General features: G+C 73.3%; 12 protein-coding genes. All 12 read right to left on the minus strand.

Annotation, left to right across the window (positions count from 1 at the left end):
- Positions 1–11: 11 nt before the first annotated feature.
- On the minus strand, positions 12–878 hold the full coding sequence (locus tag ACZ7LS_RS13160) for an alpha/beta hydrolase (protein ID WP_385129729.1): 867 nt from the start codon (positions 876–878) through the stop codon (positions 12–14).
- Positions 875–2,047 carry an LLM class flavin-dependent oxidoreductase gene (locus tag ACZ7LS_RS13165; RefSeq protein WP_382519437.1) on the minus strand — a complete coding sequence of 391 codons (1,173 nt, stop codon included), beginning with the start codon at positions 2,045–2,047 and terminating at the stop codon, positions 875–877. Before ACZ7LS_RS13165 ends, ACZ7LS_RS13160 begins: the two co-directional genes overlap by 4 nt.
- 160 nt (positions 2,048–2,207) lie before the next feature.
- On the minus strand, positions 2,208–3,395 hold the full coding sequence (locus ACZ7LS_RS13170) for an acyl-CoA dehydrogenase family protein (protein ID WP_385129731.1): 1,188 nt from the start codon (positions 3,393–3,395) through the stop codon (positions 2,208–2,210).
- 154 nt (positions 3,396–3,549) lie between these two features.
- Complete coding sequence (locus ACZ7LS_RS13175; protein WP_385129733.1) at positions 3,550–3,849, minus strand: hypothetical protein; 300 nt, start codon at positions 3,847–3,849, stop codon at positions 3,550–3,552.
- Positions 3,846–5,021: an LLM class flavin-dependent oxidoreductase gene (locus ACZ7LS_RS13180; protein WP_385129735.1), complete on the minus strand. Its 1,176-nt coding sequence runs from the start codon at positions 5,019–5,021 to the stop codon at positions 3,846–3,848. Before ACZ7LS_RS13180 ends, ACZ7LS_RS13175 begins: the two co-directional genes overlap by 4 nt.
- A 129-nt stretch (positions 5,022–5,150) precedes the next feature.
- Complete coding sequence (locus tag ACZ7LS_RS13185; RefSeq protein ID WP_385129737.1) at positions 5,151–6,218, minus strand: ABC transporter ATP-binding protein; 1,068 nt, start codon at positions 6,216–6,218, stop codon at positions 5,151–5,153.
- A complete protein-coding gene (locus ACZ7LS_RS13190) occupies positions 6,215–7,405 on the minus strand; it encodes an ABC transporter ATP-binding protein (RefSeq protein ID WP_385129739.1) in 1,191 nt (396 codons plus the stop codon). The genes ACZ7LS_RS13185 and ACZ7LS_RS13190 overlap by 4 nt, the downstream gene beginning before the upstream one ends.
- Positions 7,389–8,489, minus strand: coding sequence for an ABC transporter permease (locus ACZ7LS_RS13195; protein ID WP_385129741.1), 1,101 nt, complete (start codon positions 8,487–8,489; stop codon positions 7,389–7,391). The genes ACZ7LS_RS13190 and ACZ7LS_RS13195 overlap by 17 nt, the downstream gene beginning before the upstream one ends.
- Positions 8,486–9,625, minus strand: coding sequence for an ABC transporter permease (locus ACZ7LS_RS13200; RefSeq protein ID WP_385129743.1), 1,140 nt, complete (start codon positions 9,623–9,625; stop codon positions 8,486–8,488). Before ACZ7LS_RS13200 ends, ACZ7LS_RS13195 begins: the two co-directional genes overlap by 4 nt.
- Positions 9,622–11,247, minus strand: a complete 1,626-nt coding sequence (locus ACZ7LS_RS13205; protein ID WP_385129745.1) for an ABC transporter substrate-binding protein — start codon at positions 11,245–11,247, stop codon at positions 9,622–9,624. The genes ACZ7LS_RS13200 and ACZ7LS_RS13205 overlap by 4 nt, the downstream gene beginning before the upstream one ends.
- A 671-nt stretch (positions 11,248–11,918) precedes the next feature.
- A complete protein-coding gene (locus ACZ7LS_RS13210) occupies positions 11,919–12,941 on the minus strand; it encodes a DsbA family oxidoreductase (protein WP_385129747.1) in 1,023 nt (340 codons plus the stop codon).
- Between the two features lie 59 nt (positions 12,942–13,000).
- Positions 13,001–13,498: an RrF2 family transcriptional regulator gene (locus tag ACZ7LS_RS13215; protein WP_385129749.1), complete on the minus strand. Its 498-nt coding sequence runs from the start codon at positions 13,496–13,498 to the stop codon at positions 13,001–13,003.
- Between the last annotated feature and the right edge of the window lie 219 nt (positions 13,499–13,717).

A 13,717-nucleotide genomic window follows, 5' to 3' on the forward strand; every position in this document is an offset into this window, starting at 1 on the left:
CATCCGGATGGTCACAGGTCACCCGTCTCGACGGTGAGGACCGGGCGCAGCCCCGGGTCGGCGCGCAGTCGCTCCAGCCACAGCACGACGGCCGCCGCGGTGATCCGGTGCGAGGCGTCGTTGAGGACGTCGTGCAGCCCCTCGCGCAGCACGCCGAGGGTGGCGCGCGGGAGCCCGGCGGCCCGTTCACGGGCGTGTTCGACTGGAGTGACCGGGTCGGCCCCGCCGTGCAGGATCAGGGCGGGGGCCTCCGGCCGCGCCTCGGCGAGCAGAGGGGCGGGGACGGGAGCCATGAGCTGTCCCCGTACGAAACCCTGGTCCTCGCTGAGGCGCTTGCGGTGGGTCGGGCACGCGGTACGCGCCGCCAGTTCGGCGTCCCAGGTGCCCGTCCCGGCTGTACCGGCCGGTGGACCGGCCGGTGGACCGGCCACCGCTCCGGCCGGTGGCTCATCCAGCCGCGCGGCCGGTGGCTGAGCCACTCCCCCGGTCAGTGGCCGGGCCACGTCCCCGGTCGGGGCGGCCCCCGCGATCACGATCCCCGCGACCGGAAGCCTCGGGTCGGCGGCCGCCGCCGCGTGGAGGGCCTGGAGCGCTCCCGTATCGCTGCCGACCAGCACCACGGGCGCGACAGGACCGGGCCCCGCGGCCTCGGCCGCGCGCGCCAGTACGTCGGCCGTGCCGTCCTCCGGGGCCGTCCCGAGCGCGTGCACGGCATATCCGTCGGCGGCCAGCCGACGGCCGAACCGCTCGTAGACCAGCGGGTGTTCACCGCGGCCCGGCAGGATGAGAAGTGTGCCGCGCGGGGCGATGCCGGCGGGCGGCTGCCAGTCGGCCGCGGTGGAGCGGGCACCGACGGCGGGGCTGAACAGATCGGTCATCGGTGGCTTCCGAGCGGGTCGGGGGCGGATCCGGCGGGCAGGGCGGACGGGCCGGAAGAGGCGGCGGGTGCGGCAGCCGCGGTGGCCCTGCGGTGGGCGAGTTCCTGACGGACGAGCGGGATCAGCTCACGCCCGTACCCGATGGCATCGTCCAGCGGGTCGTATCCACGGATGAGCAGCGTGGTCGCACCGATGTCGACATAGTCGAGCAGCGCACGCGCGACGGTCTCCGGGGTGCCGACGAGCGCGGTGGTGTTGCCGCCCGCTCCGGTGGCGGTGGCCGTCGGCGTCCACAGCGCGCGGTCGTGGAGGTCGCCCTTGGCCGCGGCGGCGAGCAGCCGCTGCGAACCGACGTTGGCCGGGCCGGCGCTCGTCGGGCCGCCCTGCCCGTGGTGGTGGCGTGCCTGGTCGAAGAAGGGGCGTCCCGCACCGGACTTGATGGTGTCCAGGATGTGGTGCGCACGCTCCCAGGCCAGTTCCTCGGTGGCGCCGAGGATCGGCCGGAAGGACACACTGATCCCGGGTGGTGTGGTGCGCCCGGCGGCGACGGCCGCCGCGCGCACGGACGCGATCTGCTCGGCGGTCTCGGCGAGCGGCTCGCCCCACAGCGCGAAGGTGTCGGCGTGCCTGCCGCCCACCCGGTAGGCCGCCTCGGAGGAGCCGCCGAAGTAGAGCGGGATGCCCGAGGTGTGGAAGGGCAGGACCTCGGAGCCGTACTCCTCGAAGCGGTAGTGGCGCCCCTGGTGGCTGAAGGGTTCGGCGGACGACCAGGCCCGGCGCAGGATCGACAGATACTCGTCGGTGCGGTCGTAACGCTCCTCCTTGTCCAGGTAGTCGCCGTCCCTGCGCTGCTCGGTGTCGTTGCCGCCGGTGATGGTGTGTACGGCGACGCGTCCGCCGGTGAACCGGTCGAGCGTGGCGAAGGAACGGGCCGCGAGCGTCGGCGCGATGAAGCCGGGGCGGTGCGCGACGAGCAGCCCGAGGCGTTCCGTCCTGGCGGCGACGTACGCGGCGACCTGCGCGCCGTCGGGCCTGCTGGAGCTGTAGCCGATGAGGATCCGGTCGAAGCCGGCGTCCTCGTGGGCGCGGGCGAACCGGGCCGTGTAGTCGGGGTCGATGACAGGCCCGCTGGGCGGCCTTGTCTCGGAGGCGTCCTGGGTCCCGATCATGCCGATGAACTCGACGCCCGAGACGACAGCGGCGCCCGGCGCGGCCAGGGCGTCCGGGCCGGTGAGGCCATTCGGGCCGTTCAGGCCCTTCAGACCGTTCGGGCCGTTCGGGGCGGCGGAGTCCTCGGGAGCGGACGGTGCGGTCGGATCCGGCATGGGTTCAGTCGCCTTTCGGTGCGGACCGGCGGTCGAGCGCGCGGGCGAGCGCCGCACGGCCGGTGGTGAGGAGTACGGAGTCGTCCTGCGGTGTGTGCACCCGTGCGCACAGCACGTCGCGGTAGTGCCGCTGAAGCGGGTTGGTGCGGGTGAGACCGTGATTGCCGGTGAGGGCGACGGCCTGCTCGACGGCCGTGATGGCGGCGCGGGTGCCGAGCACCTTGATGGCGCCCGCCTGTTCCACGGCCTCCGGGTCGCCGTCGTCGATCCGGCCGGCCACGGCGTCGACCAGCGTGTTCGCCCCCAGGAGCGCGGCCTCGATCTCGCCGACGGCGCTCTGGAACCGGGGCAGTGCGGCCAGCGGCGCGCCCAGCGCGGTCGGGACGCGGTCGTGGAGGAAGCCGGTGAGCCAGTCCCGGGCCGCGCCCGCGACACCCAGATAGAGGGCGGTCAGCCCGAGGGCGTTCCAGGCGCCGGTCACCGCGTCGGGCCGGGCGCCGGGGATGTCGCCCGGCTCGTCGAGCGCGATGACGTCGCCGGCCGGTACGGGTACGGAGTCGAGGACGACATCGTCGCTGCGGCTGGCGCGCAGTCCGACATGGTCCCAGGTCGGTTCCACGGTCAGCCCCGGGCTGCCGGCGCGGACGATGAAGGTGCCGACGCGTACGGGGTGCTCGTCCGTCCGCGCGAAGACCAGCATCCGGCTGAGGCCGACGGCGCCGGTGGAGTAGATCTTGCGTCCGGTCAGCAGCCAGCGGCCGCCGTCGCGCCGGGCGGTGGTGGCGGGCAGGCCACCGCGCACCGGACTGCCCAACTCCGGCTCCACGCGCAGGGAGTTGACCAGGGCGGGTCCGGTGGCCGCCTCGTCGAGAAGCGCGGCGTACGCGGCGGGCGGCCAGCCCGGGGTACGGGCCTCCGCCGCGTGCGTGAAGAGGGTCATGGCGGTGATCAGGGCCACGGCCGGGTCCCCGGCCCCGAGCGCGCGCAGAATCAGGACGGTGTCGGCGAGTCCGGCCCCGGGGCCGCCGTGCCGCGCCGCGACGGTGGCGGTGAGCAGCCCGGCCTCCCGCGCGAGGTCGAACCCCTCGGCCGGAAAGGTGGCGTCGCGGTCGTGCTCGGCCGCGCGGGCGGCGAGCGCGGTGGTGAGGGCGGGGAGCCGGCCGAGGTCCAGAGCCTGTAGCGCGCGGACCACCGGGGCACCGGGAACCCCTGATACCCCGGAGGCTCCTGGGACGCGTCCGCCGGGCGGGTCGTCGGTATGGGTACGGATGCGGGTCACGGTGTGGTCTCCGGCCGGTCGTCGGGGTGGGGGTCGCGTGCGAGCGGGGGCGGTGGGCTCCGTACGGTCACCGGGGCGGCTCCCCCGTGAACTTCCCGGCCTGGACCAGCGCGTGCCGGCCGGTGCGGCCCTGGGTGAGGCGCGAGGTGGGGATATCGGCGGTGAGGGTGTCGGGGTCGCCGTGCGCGCACCACGGCGGCCGGCTCGGGTCCTGTTGGAGCAGCGGGGACGGCGAGGGGTCCCGCGGGTGCGGCGTGACGCCGAGTCCGCCGTCGGCGCCGGCGCCGGGGCCGGGGCGTACGCGGTACGCGCCCCGGTGCGAGGTTGTCGGCAGCGCGTCCCGGCCGGGTGCGGGCGGGGCACTCATACGCGGACCACGGGGTCCACGGGGTCCACGGCGTCCACCGCGGTGTCCCCGGCCGCCTGAGGGATGCCCGCCGCCCCGGCGCGGACCAGGTCGATGAGGGTGCGGTAGTCGCGGGCATCGGCCAGCGGGGAGAAGCCGCGGATCAGGAGGGTGGTCACTCCGAGGGCGACGTAATCGAGCAGGGACTCCGCGACTTGTTCGTAACTGCCCACCAGCGCGGTGGAGTTGCCCGCCGCTCCGGTGGTCCTGGCGATCTCGGTCCACAGCCTCTTGTCATGGACCTCGCCCTGCGCCGCGTACCGCAACAGCCGCTGGGAGCCGCGCTGTTCGGCGTGGTTCAGGTTGAAGGACGCGTGTGCCTCGCCCGCGCGCTCCTTGGTCAGCCGCAGGATCTCCCGGGCCCGCCCCCAGGCCGCGGCTTCGGTGGCGGCCGGGATGGGGCGCAGGCTGACGCTGAACCGGGGGGCGCGGCCGTACGGCGCTGCCGCCGCCCGTACGTCACGGATGCGTTCGGCGATTCCGGCGAGGGGCTCGCCCCAGAAGGCGTAGACGTCGGCGTGCCTGCCGCCGACCCGTACGGCGTCCTCGGAGGCGCCGCCGAAGTAGACGGGGACGGGAGCGGCCGGCCGTACGGCGGAGAAGCCGCCCCGTACCCGGTAGAACTCCCCGTCGTGGTCGAAGGGTTCGGTGGAGTTCCACTCCTTGCGGACCACGTCGAGGAAGTCGTCGGTGCGGCGGTAGCGGGTGGGTTTGTCGCTGAAGTCGCCGTCGCGCGCCTGGTCCGCGTCATCGCCGCCGGTGATGACATGCAGGGCGATCCGGCCGGGGTGGAAGGCGTCCAGCGTGGCGTACTTCCGCGCGGCCACGGTCGGGGAGACAAAGCCGGGGCGGTGCGCGAGGAGCACCCCGAGCCGGTCGGTGTGGGTCAGGATCTGATCGGCGACGGTGAACCCGTCGGGGCTCGCGGAGGAGTGCGCGACCAGGACCCGGTCGAACCCCGATTCCTCATGGGCGCGGGCCAGTTCACGCAAATACGCGGGCTGGACGACGGGGCCGCTCGCACGGCCGGTCTCGCTCTGGGTGGAGATGCCGTCGCGGCCCGGGGCCGGGGTGGCGGAGCCGCTCTCGCTGGTCTCCTGGGTGGCGGCGATTCCGATGAACTCGATGGTCATGGGGTGGTTCTCCTTCCGTGGATGGCTCTCTCCCTCATTCGTCCGGCCGACCGGTCCCGCGTCCGGCCGATCCGGTCCCGTGTTCCTCGGCCGGCCGGTCCCGCGTTCCTCGGCCGGCCGGTCCCGTGTTCAGCCGGTCCGGTCCCGCCAGCCGTCCGCGTGGTGGCACGCGACGGAGTGGAGCCGCCCGGTCTCCGTGACGGCGACGGGACGCGGCTCCTCCCGGCACTCCGGTCCCGCGAAGCGGCAGCGTGGCGCGAAGACACAGCCCTGGTCGTCCGGCCACGGCTCGCGGTCCGGAGCCGGCCTCAACTGGGCGGGCAGCAACCGGTGTTCACGGCGTACGCTCGGGGCGGAGGCGGTGAGCAGCGCGGTGTACGGATGCCGGGGGTGATCGAGCACCTCGCTGATGGCGCCCTGTTCCACGAGCCGCCCGCGGTAGAGGACGGCCACCCGGTCCGCGATCCCGGCCAGCGAGCCGAGGTCGTGGGAGATGACGACGACGGCGAGGCCCAGTTCACGGCGGAGGCGGTCGAGCAGGCTCAGTACGAGATTGCGGTTCGAGGCGTCCAGCGCGCTGACCGGCTCGTCGCTGAGCAGCAGCCGTGGCCGGGTGACGATGGCGCGGGCGAGCGAGACCCGCTGCCGCTGGCCACCGGAGAGTTGTCCGGGGATACGCGACCCGAGAGCCTCCGCGTCAAGCCCCACCAGGGCCAGCGCCTCGTCGGCCCGCTCGGCGCGTTCCCGCCGGGTGAGCGCGCGGACGGCGGCGAGTGGCTCGGCCACTGTCCGGCGTACCGTCAACTCCGGATCCTGGGAGCGGAGCGGGTCCTGGAACATGAACTGCACCTGTCCCGTACGCCGGAACTCCCGCAGCTCACGGCGGGTGAGCCGGACCAGATCGGTCCCGTCGAACCCGATGCTGCCCGCTTCCGGCCGCACCAGGCCGACCGTGGCACGGGCCAGCGTGGTCTTGCCCGAGCCCGTCTCGCCGATGATCCCGAGGATCTCGCCCGCGCCGACGGTGAGATCGACACCGGACAGCACCCGCGTCGCGCCGGCGCGCCGCGACGTGGTGGCCCGGCGGCCGTACGACACGGACAGTCCGCTGATCTCCAGCAGCGCCGCTCGGTCCCGTGGTGACGTGGCCGCGTCTTCCTTCCGGGTGGTCAGGTCCCGGCCCAGGGCGGTGGTCATGTGGAGGCTCCTTCCGATACGGGTTCGGATGCGGGCACGGGCGCGGAAGACACAGCCGACGCGGATGCCACAGCCGACGCGGATGACACGGAAGCAGCGGCGGGTACGGGAACGTGGTCGGAGGCGGCGCCCCCGGGGCGCGTCTGCGACTCCTCGTCCAGCAGTCCGGCGGGGCGGAGGCAGCGCGCCCTGCGTCCGTCGTCCAGCGTGTGCAGGTCGACGGGCCCCTCGGTGCACCGCGCGACCGCGTGGGCGCAGCGGTCGGCGAACCGGCAGCCGGGCAGCGCGGCGCCGGTCTCCGGCGGCCGGCCGGGGATGATGTCCAGCTCACGGCGTCCCCACGCGCCGATCGACGCGACCCGTAGCAGCGCCTCGGTGTACGGATGCGCGGGCGCGGCGAGCACCTCGGCGGTCGGACCGTCCTCCACGATCTCGCCCGCGTACATCACGAGGATGCGGTCGCAGCTCTCGGCGACCACGGCCAGGTCGTGGGTGACGAGGAGCAGGGAGAGGCCCTGTTCGGTACGGAGCCGCTGGAGGAGTTCGAGGATCTCCGCCTGGATGACCACATCGAGGGCGGTGGTCGCCTCGTCCGCGATGAGAAGTTCGGGTGCGCAGGACACGGCGACGGCGATCAGGACGCGCTGGAGCATCCCGCCGGACAGCTCGTGCGGGTACTGGTGGAAGACCTCCTCGGGGCGGTGCAGTCCGACGGCCGCGAACAGCTCGACGGCGCGGGTGCGCGCGTCCGTACGGGAGAGCGCGCCGCCCACCCGCAGCTGCTCGGTGAGTTGGCGCCCGACGGTGAGGGAGGGGTTGAGATACGAGGCGGGGTCCTGGAACACCGCGCCGATCCGGCTGCCGCGTACCGCGTTCCACTGCTTGCGGGTGAACGCGGTGAGGTCGGCGGCCGGTTCTGAGCCGGTGGCGCCGAGGGTGATACGGCCGCCCGACACCGAACATCCGGCGGGCAGCACTCCGAGGGCGGAGCGGCAGGTCAGGCTCTTCCCGCTGCCGGACTCCCCCACCAGACCGACGGCTTCGCCGCGCCCGAGTGTGAAGGACACACCCCGGACGGCGTGCGCTCCGCCGGTGACGGTGACATCGAGCCCGTCGACGGTCAGTACGGGATCGGCCGGGGCGGTCGCCGCGACGGACGGGGTACCGGGGTCAGCCAGTGGTGACACGCTGCTCGGCCTCCTCTGAGTTGCCGTTCGTGGCAGGGGGAACGCGGCCCGGCGGGGAGGCGGCGTACTCGCCCAACTCCCCTTTATGTTCAGAGACTTGATCAGGGGCAGCGGCGGCCGCCACCTGAGCCGAGGCGGCGGGATCCGGGGCCGAGGCGGCGGGATCCGGGGCCGAGGCGGCGGGATCTGGCGCCGGGGGCCCGGACGCGGGGGTTCCGGACGCGGGGGTTCCGGACGCGAGGACCGGGACCGTCGTCCGGGGATCGCCGGCCGCCGTGCCGCTGTCGCGCACCGCGTCAGCGAGAATGTTGAGGGCGCCGACCGTGATCATGATCGCCGCGCCCGGGATCAACGGCGCCCACGGCTGCTGCGCCAGATAGCCCAGGTCCGAGGCGAGCATCCCGCCCCAGGTCGGCGCGGGCGGCTGGACACCCAGCCCCAGGAAGGTCAGGGACGCGACCACCAGCAGCGCCTGCCCGACGGCCTGAGCCGTCGTGACGGCTACCGTCGGAAGGATCTTGCCCCAGACGTGGGTGCGCAGGATCCACCAGCGGGACGCGCCCATCAGCTCCGCCGCCTCGACGTACTGCGCCTGTTTCAGCCCCAGCGCCGCGGCCCGCGTCACCCGGAAGTACAGCGGGGCGAAGAGCACACCCAGCGCCAGCATCGCCTGGTGCATACCGTTGCCCAGCGCACCCACCACCGCGATCGCGAAGACCGTGAACGGCATGATCATCAAGGTGTCCGCGGCCCGCTGCGCCGTCCATTCGACGGTCCTGCCGAGCCATACGGAGGCGATCCCGGGCACGATTCCGAGCAGCATCGCCGCCCCGACGGCCTCCAGGGCGCCCACGATCGAGGAGCCCGTGCCCGCCAGCAGCCTGCTGAGGACATCGCGCCCCAGATAGTCGGTCCCGAGGGGATGCGCGGCGCTGGGTCCGTGCAGCATGTCCACCGAACGCTGGGCCAGCGGATCGTGGGGCGCGAGGGCGCCGCCCGCGACCGCGAGCAGCGCGACGAGAGCCAGTACGGCCAGCGCGATCCGGGCCGAGGGCAGCCGCCAGGTGCGGCGCAGTGTCCTCATGACGCCCCGCCCTTCCGAGGGCCACGAGCGCCGCCGGGCTGAGCGCCGCCCGACCGCCCACGGGGCGACTGGCCGCGGGGCGACTGGCCGCGGGGCGACTGGCCGCGGGGCGACTGGCCGCGGGCCGCCGGATTCAGCGCGGTGAGCGCGGCGTTGACGCCGATGTTGGCGACCAGCACGACGGCGACGGTGACCAGCAGCGTCCCCTGGATGACGGGGATGTCGTGCTGTTCGGCGGACTGGAGCGACAGTTGGGCGATACCCGGCAGATTGAAGATCTTCTCGGTGACGACCGCGCCGCCCAGGATCACCGGCACACTCACCCCGAGGACGGAGAGCGCGGGCCCCGCCGCGTTGCGCAGCACATGGCCGAACAGCACGCGGCGCGCCGAGAAACCGCGCATCTCGGCGCCGGTCACATAGTTCTCGCGCAGGGCCCCGACGAGCGAGGTCCGCAGTTGCCGTGCGATGGACGCGGCGGCGTCCAGGCTGAGGGCGAACGCGGGCAGGACCGCGTACCGCAGCCACTCCCCCGGGCTCTGCCCGAGCGGTACGTACCCGCCGGTGGGCAGCGCGCCCAGCTGCACCGCGAAGACGACGATCAGCACGATGCCGATGAGGAAGGGCGGCAGTGTGGCGAGGACCGAGCAGATGAGCGTGATGGCCCGGTCGATCCGCCCGCCGCTGTTGAGCGCGGCGGCGATCCCGGCTCCGCCACCGATCAGCACGGCCAGCAGCAGGGCCAGCCCGGCGATGGACAGATCCACCGGCAGCGCCTGCGCGACGCTGTCCGCGACGGGGACGCCGGTGAACCACGAGACGCCGAGACCGCCGGTGAGCGCATGGCCGAGCCAGCTCAGATACTGCAGGTACAGAGGCTGGTCCAGGCCGAACTGCGCCTCCATCCGGGCGATGTCGGCCGGGGTCGCCTGGTCGCCGAGCACGGCCGCGGCCGGGTTGGCGTCGGACAGGGCGCCGAGGGCGAAGGTGAGGAGCGAGGCCAGTACGAAGACCGTGGCGGTGGTGACGAGCAGCCGGCCGAGCGGCCGGGGCGTCCCGGCGAGCCGCCGGCGTACGGAACCCCCGCGTGCGAGCCGCGCGGTCCGCCCCGGCCCCGCCAGTACGGGCGCGGTCATGAGACGGTGACCCCCTCGAACCGCTGGACGACGGTGTACGCGGGGATCTCGGAGACCTTGGGGTTGCGCGCCAGGATGCGCGGCGTGGTGTAGAGGAAGATGTTCGGCATGGTCCGTACGGCGATCCCGGTGGCCTTCTGGAGAACAGCCGGGTAGTCGGGCGCGTCCAGCGGTGTGCGGCGGACCTCGTCGAGTGCCTTCTCCAGCTCGGGCGAGGTGGTGCGGCCCGGGTTCATCAGGCCCTCCTTACCGAAGAGCACCTGGAAGCCCTGGGTGGCGGACTCCCGCCCGGCGAACTGGTCGACGTAGAGCGCCTTGCTCCGCTGGACGTAGACGAGCTGGGTGGCGCGGGCCGACGGGATGGCCTCGATCGTGGCGGTGATCCCGACCTTCTTGAGCTGAGCCTGGATCAGTTCCGGTACACCCTCGGGGTTCTGGGCGGAGAGCGTGATCCTCAGCCCGTCGGCGTGGCCCGCCTTCGCCAGCAGTTCCCTGGCCTTCTCGGGGTCGTACGGGAAGAGCTCGTCCAGCGCGTCGTCATGGCCCGCGTAACCCTTGGGGAAGGGCTGACGGGTGACTTCGCCGTGTCCGAAGGACGCGGTCCTGAGCAGTTCCTCGCGGTCGATCGCGTACTTCAGCGCGAGGGCCACATCGGGGTCGGTGTAGGGCTCCTTGCCGATATGGACATCGAGGACGGCCACCACCATGGACGGGATGACCTGGACCTCCAGGCCCGCGGCCTTGGCCGCCGCCACCTGACTGCCGGGTATCTGCGCCACGTTGTACTGCCCCGAGGTGAGAGCGGCGACCACCGTCGACGGCTCGGGGAGCGGGTAGAGCTCGAAATTCTCGATCCTGACGCGGCCGGCGTCCCAGTAGTCCGGGTTGCGGCGCAGCACGGCCTTCGAGTTCTGTACGTACGAGACGAGGGTGTACGGTCCGGAGCCCGCCGGTTCGGTGGCGAGGCTCGCGGCGTCGCTCTCGAAGACCTTGCGGTTGACGATCATCCCGGTCTTCCCGGCGAGGAGCAGCGGTATCTGGAAGTCGGGTTCGGCGAGCCGCAGTTCGACGGTACGGGCGTCCACGGCCGTGATCTGCTCGACGCCGACGAGCTGCGAGGCGACCAGCGACTTCTCGTCGTCACGGCCGCGTTCGAGACTCTTCGTCACGGCGGTGGCGTCGATCGGCGTGCCGTCGCCGAACTTCTGCCCCTGGCGGAGGGTGAACGTGATGACGGTGCCCTCGGCGTTGTACTTCCACGAGGTCGCCAGAGCGGGTATGGCGTTTCCGGCCTGGTCGAGTGTGGTGAGTCCCGAGTAGACGAGGGAGAGGGAGTGCACGTCCCAGCCGGCGGACGAGGTGACCGGATCCCAGGAAGTCGTCAGGTTCCAGCCCCACTTGAGGGTGGAGCCCTGACCGCCGGCCGCCGAGGTGGACCCGCCTCCGCAGGCGGTGAGGGCGAGTGCGGCGCCCGCTCCGAGCGAGAGTCCGAGGAACGACCGCCGTCCCAGGCCGGGTCCGGGGCCGAGGCCGAGGCCGGAAACGGACAGGGGTGTGGACGACGCTGCGGTGGCCGGGCGGTCCGCGCCGGCGGTGGTGGATGGGGTGCGGAAGATCGGCATGGGGTGCGCCACCTTTCTGGGCCGTGCCGGTGCACTCGGGTACGCGGTACGCGGTACGCGGGCGGGGCCTTGGGACGCCCGGGCGGGCGCCCCGGGCGGACGGACGGGAGAGGAACGAGAGAGGAACGAGAGAGGAACGAGGAGGGGAACGAGGAGACCGAAGGGGACACGGAAGCGCCGACGACCGATGGCGGACTGCCGGGCAACGGGCCCTGGAATCAGGGAGGTTGAGCGGATACGGCGGCGGACCGCGGCGACGCGCGAGGGGCGACGCCGTGCACCACCGCGGCATCGGGGCGGGTACGGCGACTCGGGAGATTGCGTTCTCAGGACGGAGAACCACCCACCGGGCACGAGACGTGGGTGCGTGAGGCGTGGAGGGCCGGGCCCCGGAGGGGAACCGGAACGCGGGATGCGAAGGGCCCGGCGGAGGACCGGCGTACGTCCCCCGGGTCATCCCGCGGTCGCGTCGTCCGGGTTCACCGCGGACGGCGCGGCCGGGGACGGGGACAGCGGCAGGGCCGGAGAGCCGAGGGCCTCAGCGGGCCGCCTCGGCGGGTCGGGTCAGCGACAGAGGGCGCTGGAGGTACGCAGGTAATCCACGTAGCGGCAGACCACGGCGGGGTGCATCGAACGCATGCCCCGTATCCTCACGGTCCCGCGACACGGTGTCAATGGACACCTCTTGGTGTCTCATTGTCCGAGACCTCGGCGACCTGCGCTTTCACCGGGAACGACGACTGCGCGCAAGCGCGTGCCTCGTCGGGGTGCAGCCACAGCGGACCATGCCCGGTGTCGATGCGTACCGCCTCGGCGGGGGCCGCCGACTCCTCGGTGAGCAGGGCGAGTTCGGGCCCCGTCAGAGTGCGCCAGCGCTCCAGCGCGGCCACGGCGGGGAGCCGTACGGGAGTGAGGGGCAACCGGCCCCCGGCCGCCGCGCGGGCGGCTTCGAGATACGTCTCCAAGGGCCGCCATCCGGGAACGCACACCTGGCCGCCCGGACCGTCGAACAGGAGCGTCGGCAGCGCGTAGCGACGGTGGTCCCCGACCTCCTTGGCCCGGCCGGGGTGCGGTCCTGGACCGTCGAGTCCGAGCACCTCGGGGATCGGCCGACGGGTCTCGGTCCAGTCGGCGCGTACCGCGTCCCGGGTCTCCCGGGCGGCGAGTTCGCGCATCAGCCGGTCGCTGTCCAGGCCCGGGACTCCCCGTACGACACCGCGGATTCCGTCCGGAGTATCGGCGGGCGTGCCCAGGACGAACGTGCTCTCCCGCAGCCGGCGCAGGACCCGCTCGGCGATCTCGGGCCCCTGGGACCGGGCCGCCGTGGCGGCGAGCGAGGCGGGCAGGCTCGACCGGGTCAGCCAGTGCAGCCGCGGCGCGCAGGGCGCGTCCGTGTGCGCCGTGACCTCGCGGATGAACCGCTCGTACCAGCGGGCCTCGGCCGCCGGATCGGGGGCCGGGTCGTCGTCCTCGTCGAAGAGGATGCCGAAGACGGGCCTCCAGTGGGCACGAGAGCCGAGCGTGAGTTTCAGCAGCCGGAAGACGGGCTCGGAGCCCCAGGCCCAGGGGCAGGCCGGGTCGGTGAACTCGGTGACCGAGACGAGCTGCCGGTCCACCCCAGGAGTCTCGGCCCCGGGAGCCTTTGTCCCAGGAGCCTCCGCCCCGGGAGCCGTACGGATCCGGTCGGGAGCCATGCGGTCCCCCTCCGGTGCCCGGCGGTTCACCTCCGGTGTCATGCGGTTCACGTCCGGTGTCATGCGGACGCGGGTACGGACACGGGGACGGCAGGAGCGACGTCACGCGCCGGACCGGCTTCACCCCTCGGCTCCCGGCCGGCACCGTCCGTCCGCACCCCCTCCGCGGCGAGTTCGGCGATCGTCGTACGCCCGAGCACCGCCTGCGCGGCGGCCTCGACGGCGCGCCACAGATCCGGCAGCCCCTGCGCCGCGCCGGGGTAGTTGAGCGTGTCGGGACGTGCCCCGCGCAGGGTGAGGAACTCACCGTCCACCGCCGTCATGACCTCGGCGACACTGATCGCGGCCGGGTCGCGGCCGATCCAGTACCCCCCTTCACAGCCCCGCTGACTCCGGACCAGACCGGCCTGGCGCAGATCGCGGAAGACCGATTTGAGGAAGCGGAACGGGATGTCCTGGGAGGAGGCGATGCCCTCGCACGTCAAGGGCCGTCCGCTGTCGGCGGCGAGTTCGACGAGCGACCTCACCGCGTAGTCCGCCTTCGCCGAGATCTGCATGTGCACCTTCTCCCGAGGGTTCCCTGCCTGCCCGCATACCCGCTCAGCCACCGGCCGGACATCAGGAACGGCCAGCTCGGCGGTAATGGACACATCTTGACATCCATTTGCCGTGCTCTCTACGGTCGGCGCCGGGACCCAGCGCACCGACCCACGCACCGACCCACGCGCCCACGCCCGCCACCCACACTCGTGACCGGCACCCGCGGCCCGCGGCCC

This window comes from Streptomyces sp. NPDC039430 (genome assembly GCF_055639435.1).

Bases quoted from the DNA above. Each gene is read 5' to 3' on its own strand.
- ACZ7LS_RS13160 (WP_385129729.1), bottom strand. From the start codon at position 878: ATGACCGATCTGTTCAGCCCCGCCGTCGGTGCCCGCTCCACCGCGGCC.
- ACZ7LS_RS13165 (WP_382519437.1), bottom strand. From the start codon at position 2,047: ATGATCGGGACCCAGGACGCCTCCGAGACAAGGCCGCCCAGCGGGCCT.
- ACZ7LS_RS13175 (WP_385129733.1), bottom strand. From the start codon at position 3,849: ATGAGTGCCCCGCCCGCACCCGGCCGGGACGCGCTGCCGACAACCTCG.
- ACZ7LS_RS13180 (WP_385129735.1), bottom strand. From the start codon at position 5,021: ATGACCATCGAGTTCATCGGAATCGCCGCCACCCAGGAGACCAGCGAG.
- ACZ7LS_RS13185 (WP_385129737.1), bottom strand. From the start codon at position 6,218: ATGACCACCGCCCTGGGCCGGGACCTGACCACCCGGAAGGAAGACGCG.
- ACZ7LS_RS13195 (WP_385129741.1), bottom strand. From the start codon at position 8,489: ATGAGGACACTGCGCCGCACCTGGCGGCTGCCCTCGGCCCGGATCGCG.
- ACZ7LS_RS13200 (WP_385129743.1), bottom strand. From the start codon at position 9,625: ATGACCGCGCCCGTACTGGCGGGGCCGGGGCGGACCGCGCGGCTCGCA.
- ACZ7LS_RS13205 (WP_385129745.1), bottom strand. From the start codon at position 11,247: ATGCCGATCTTCCGCACCCCATCCACCACCGCCGGCGCGGACCGCCCG.
- ACZ7LS_RS13210 (WP_385129747.1), bottom strand. From the start codon at position 12,941: ATGGCTCCCGACCGGATCCGTACGGCTCCCGGGGCGGAGGCTCCTGGG.
- ACZ7LS_RS13215 (WP_385129749.1), bottom strand. From the start codon at position 13,498: ATGCAGATCTCGGCGAAGGCGGACTACGCGGTGAGGTCGCTCGTCGAA.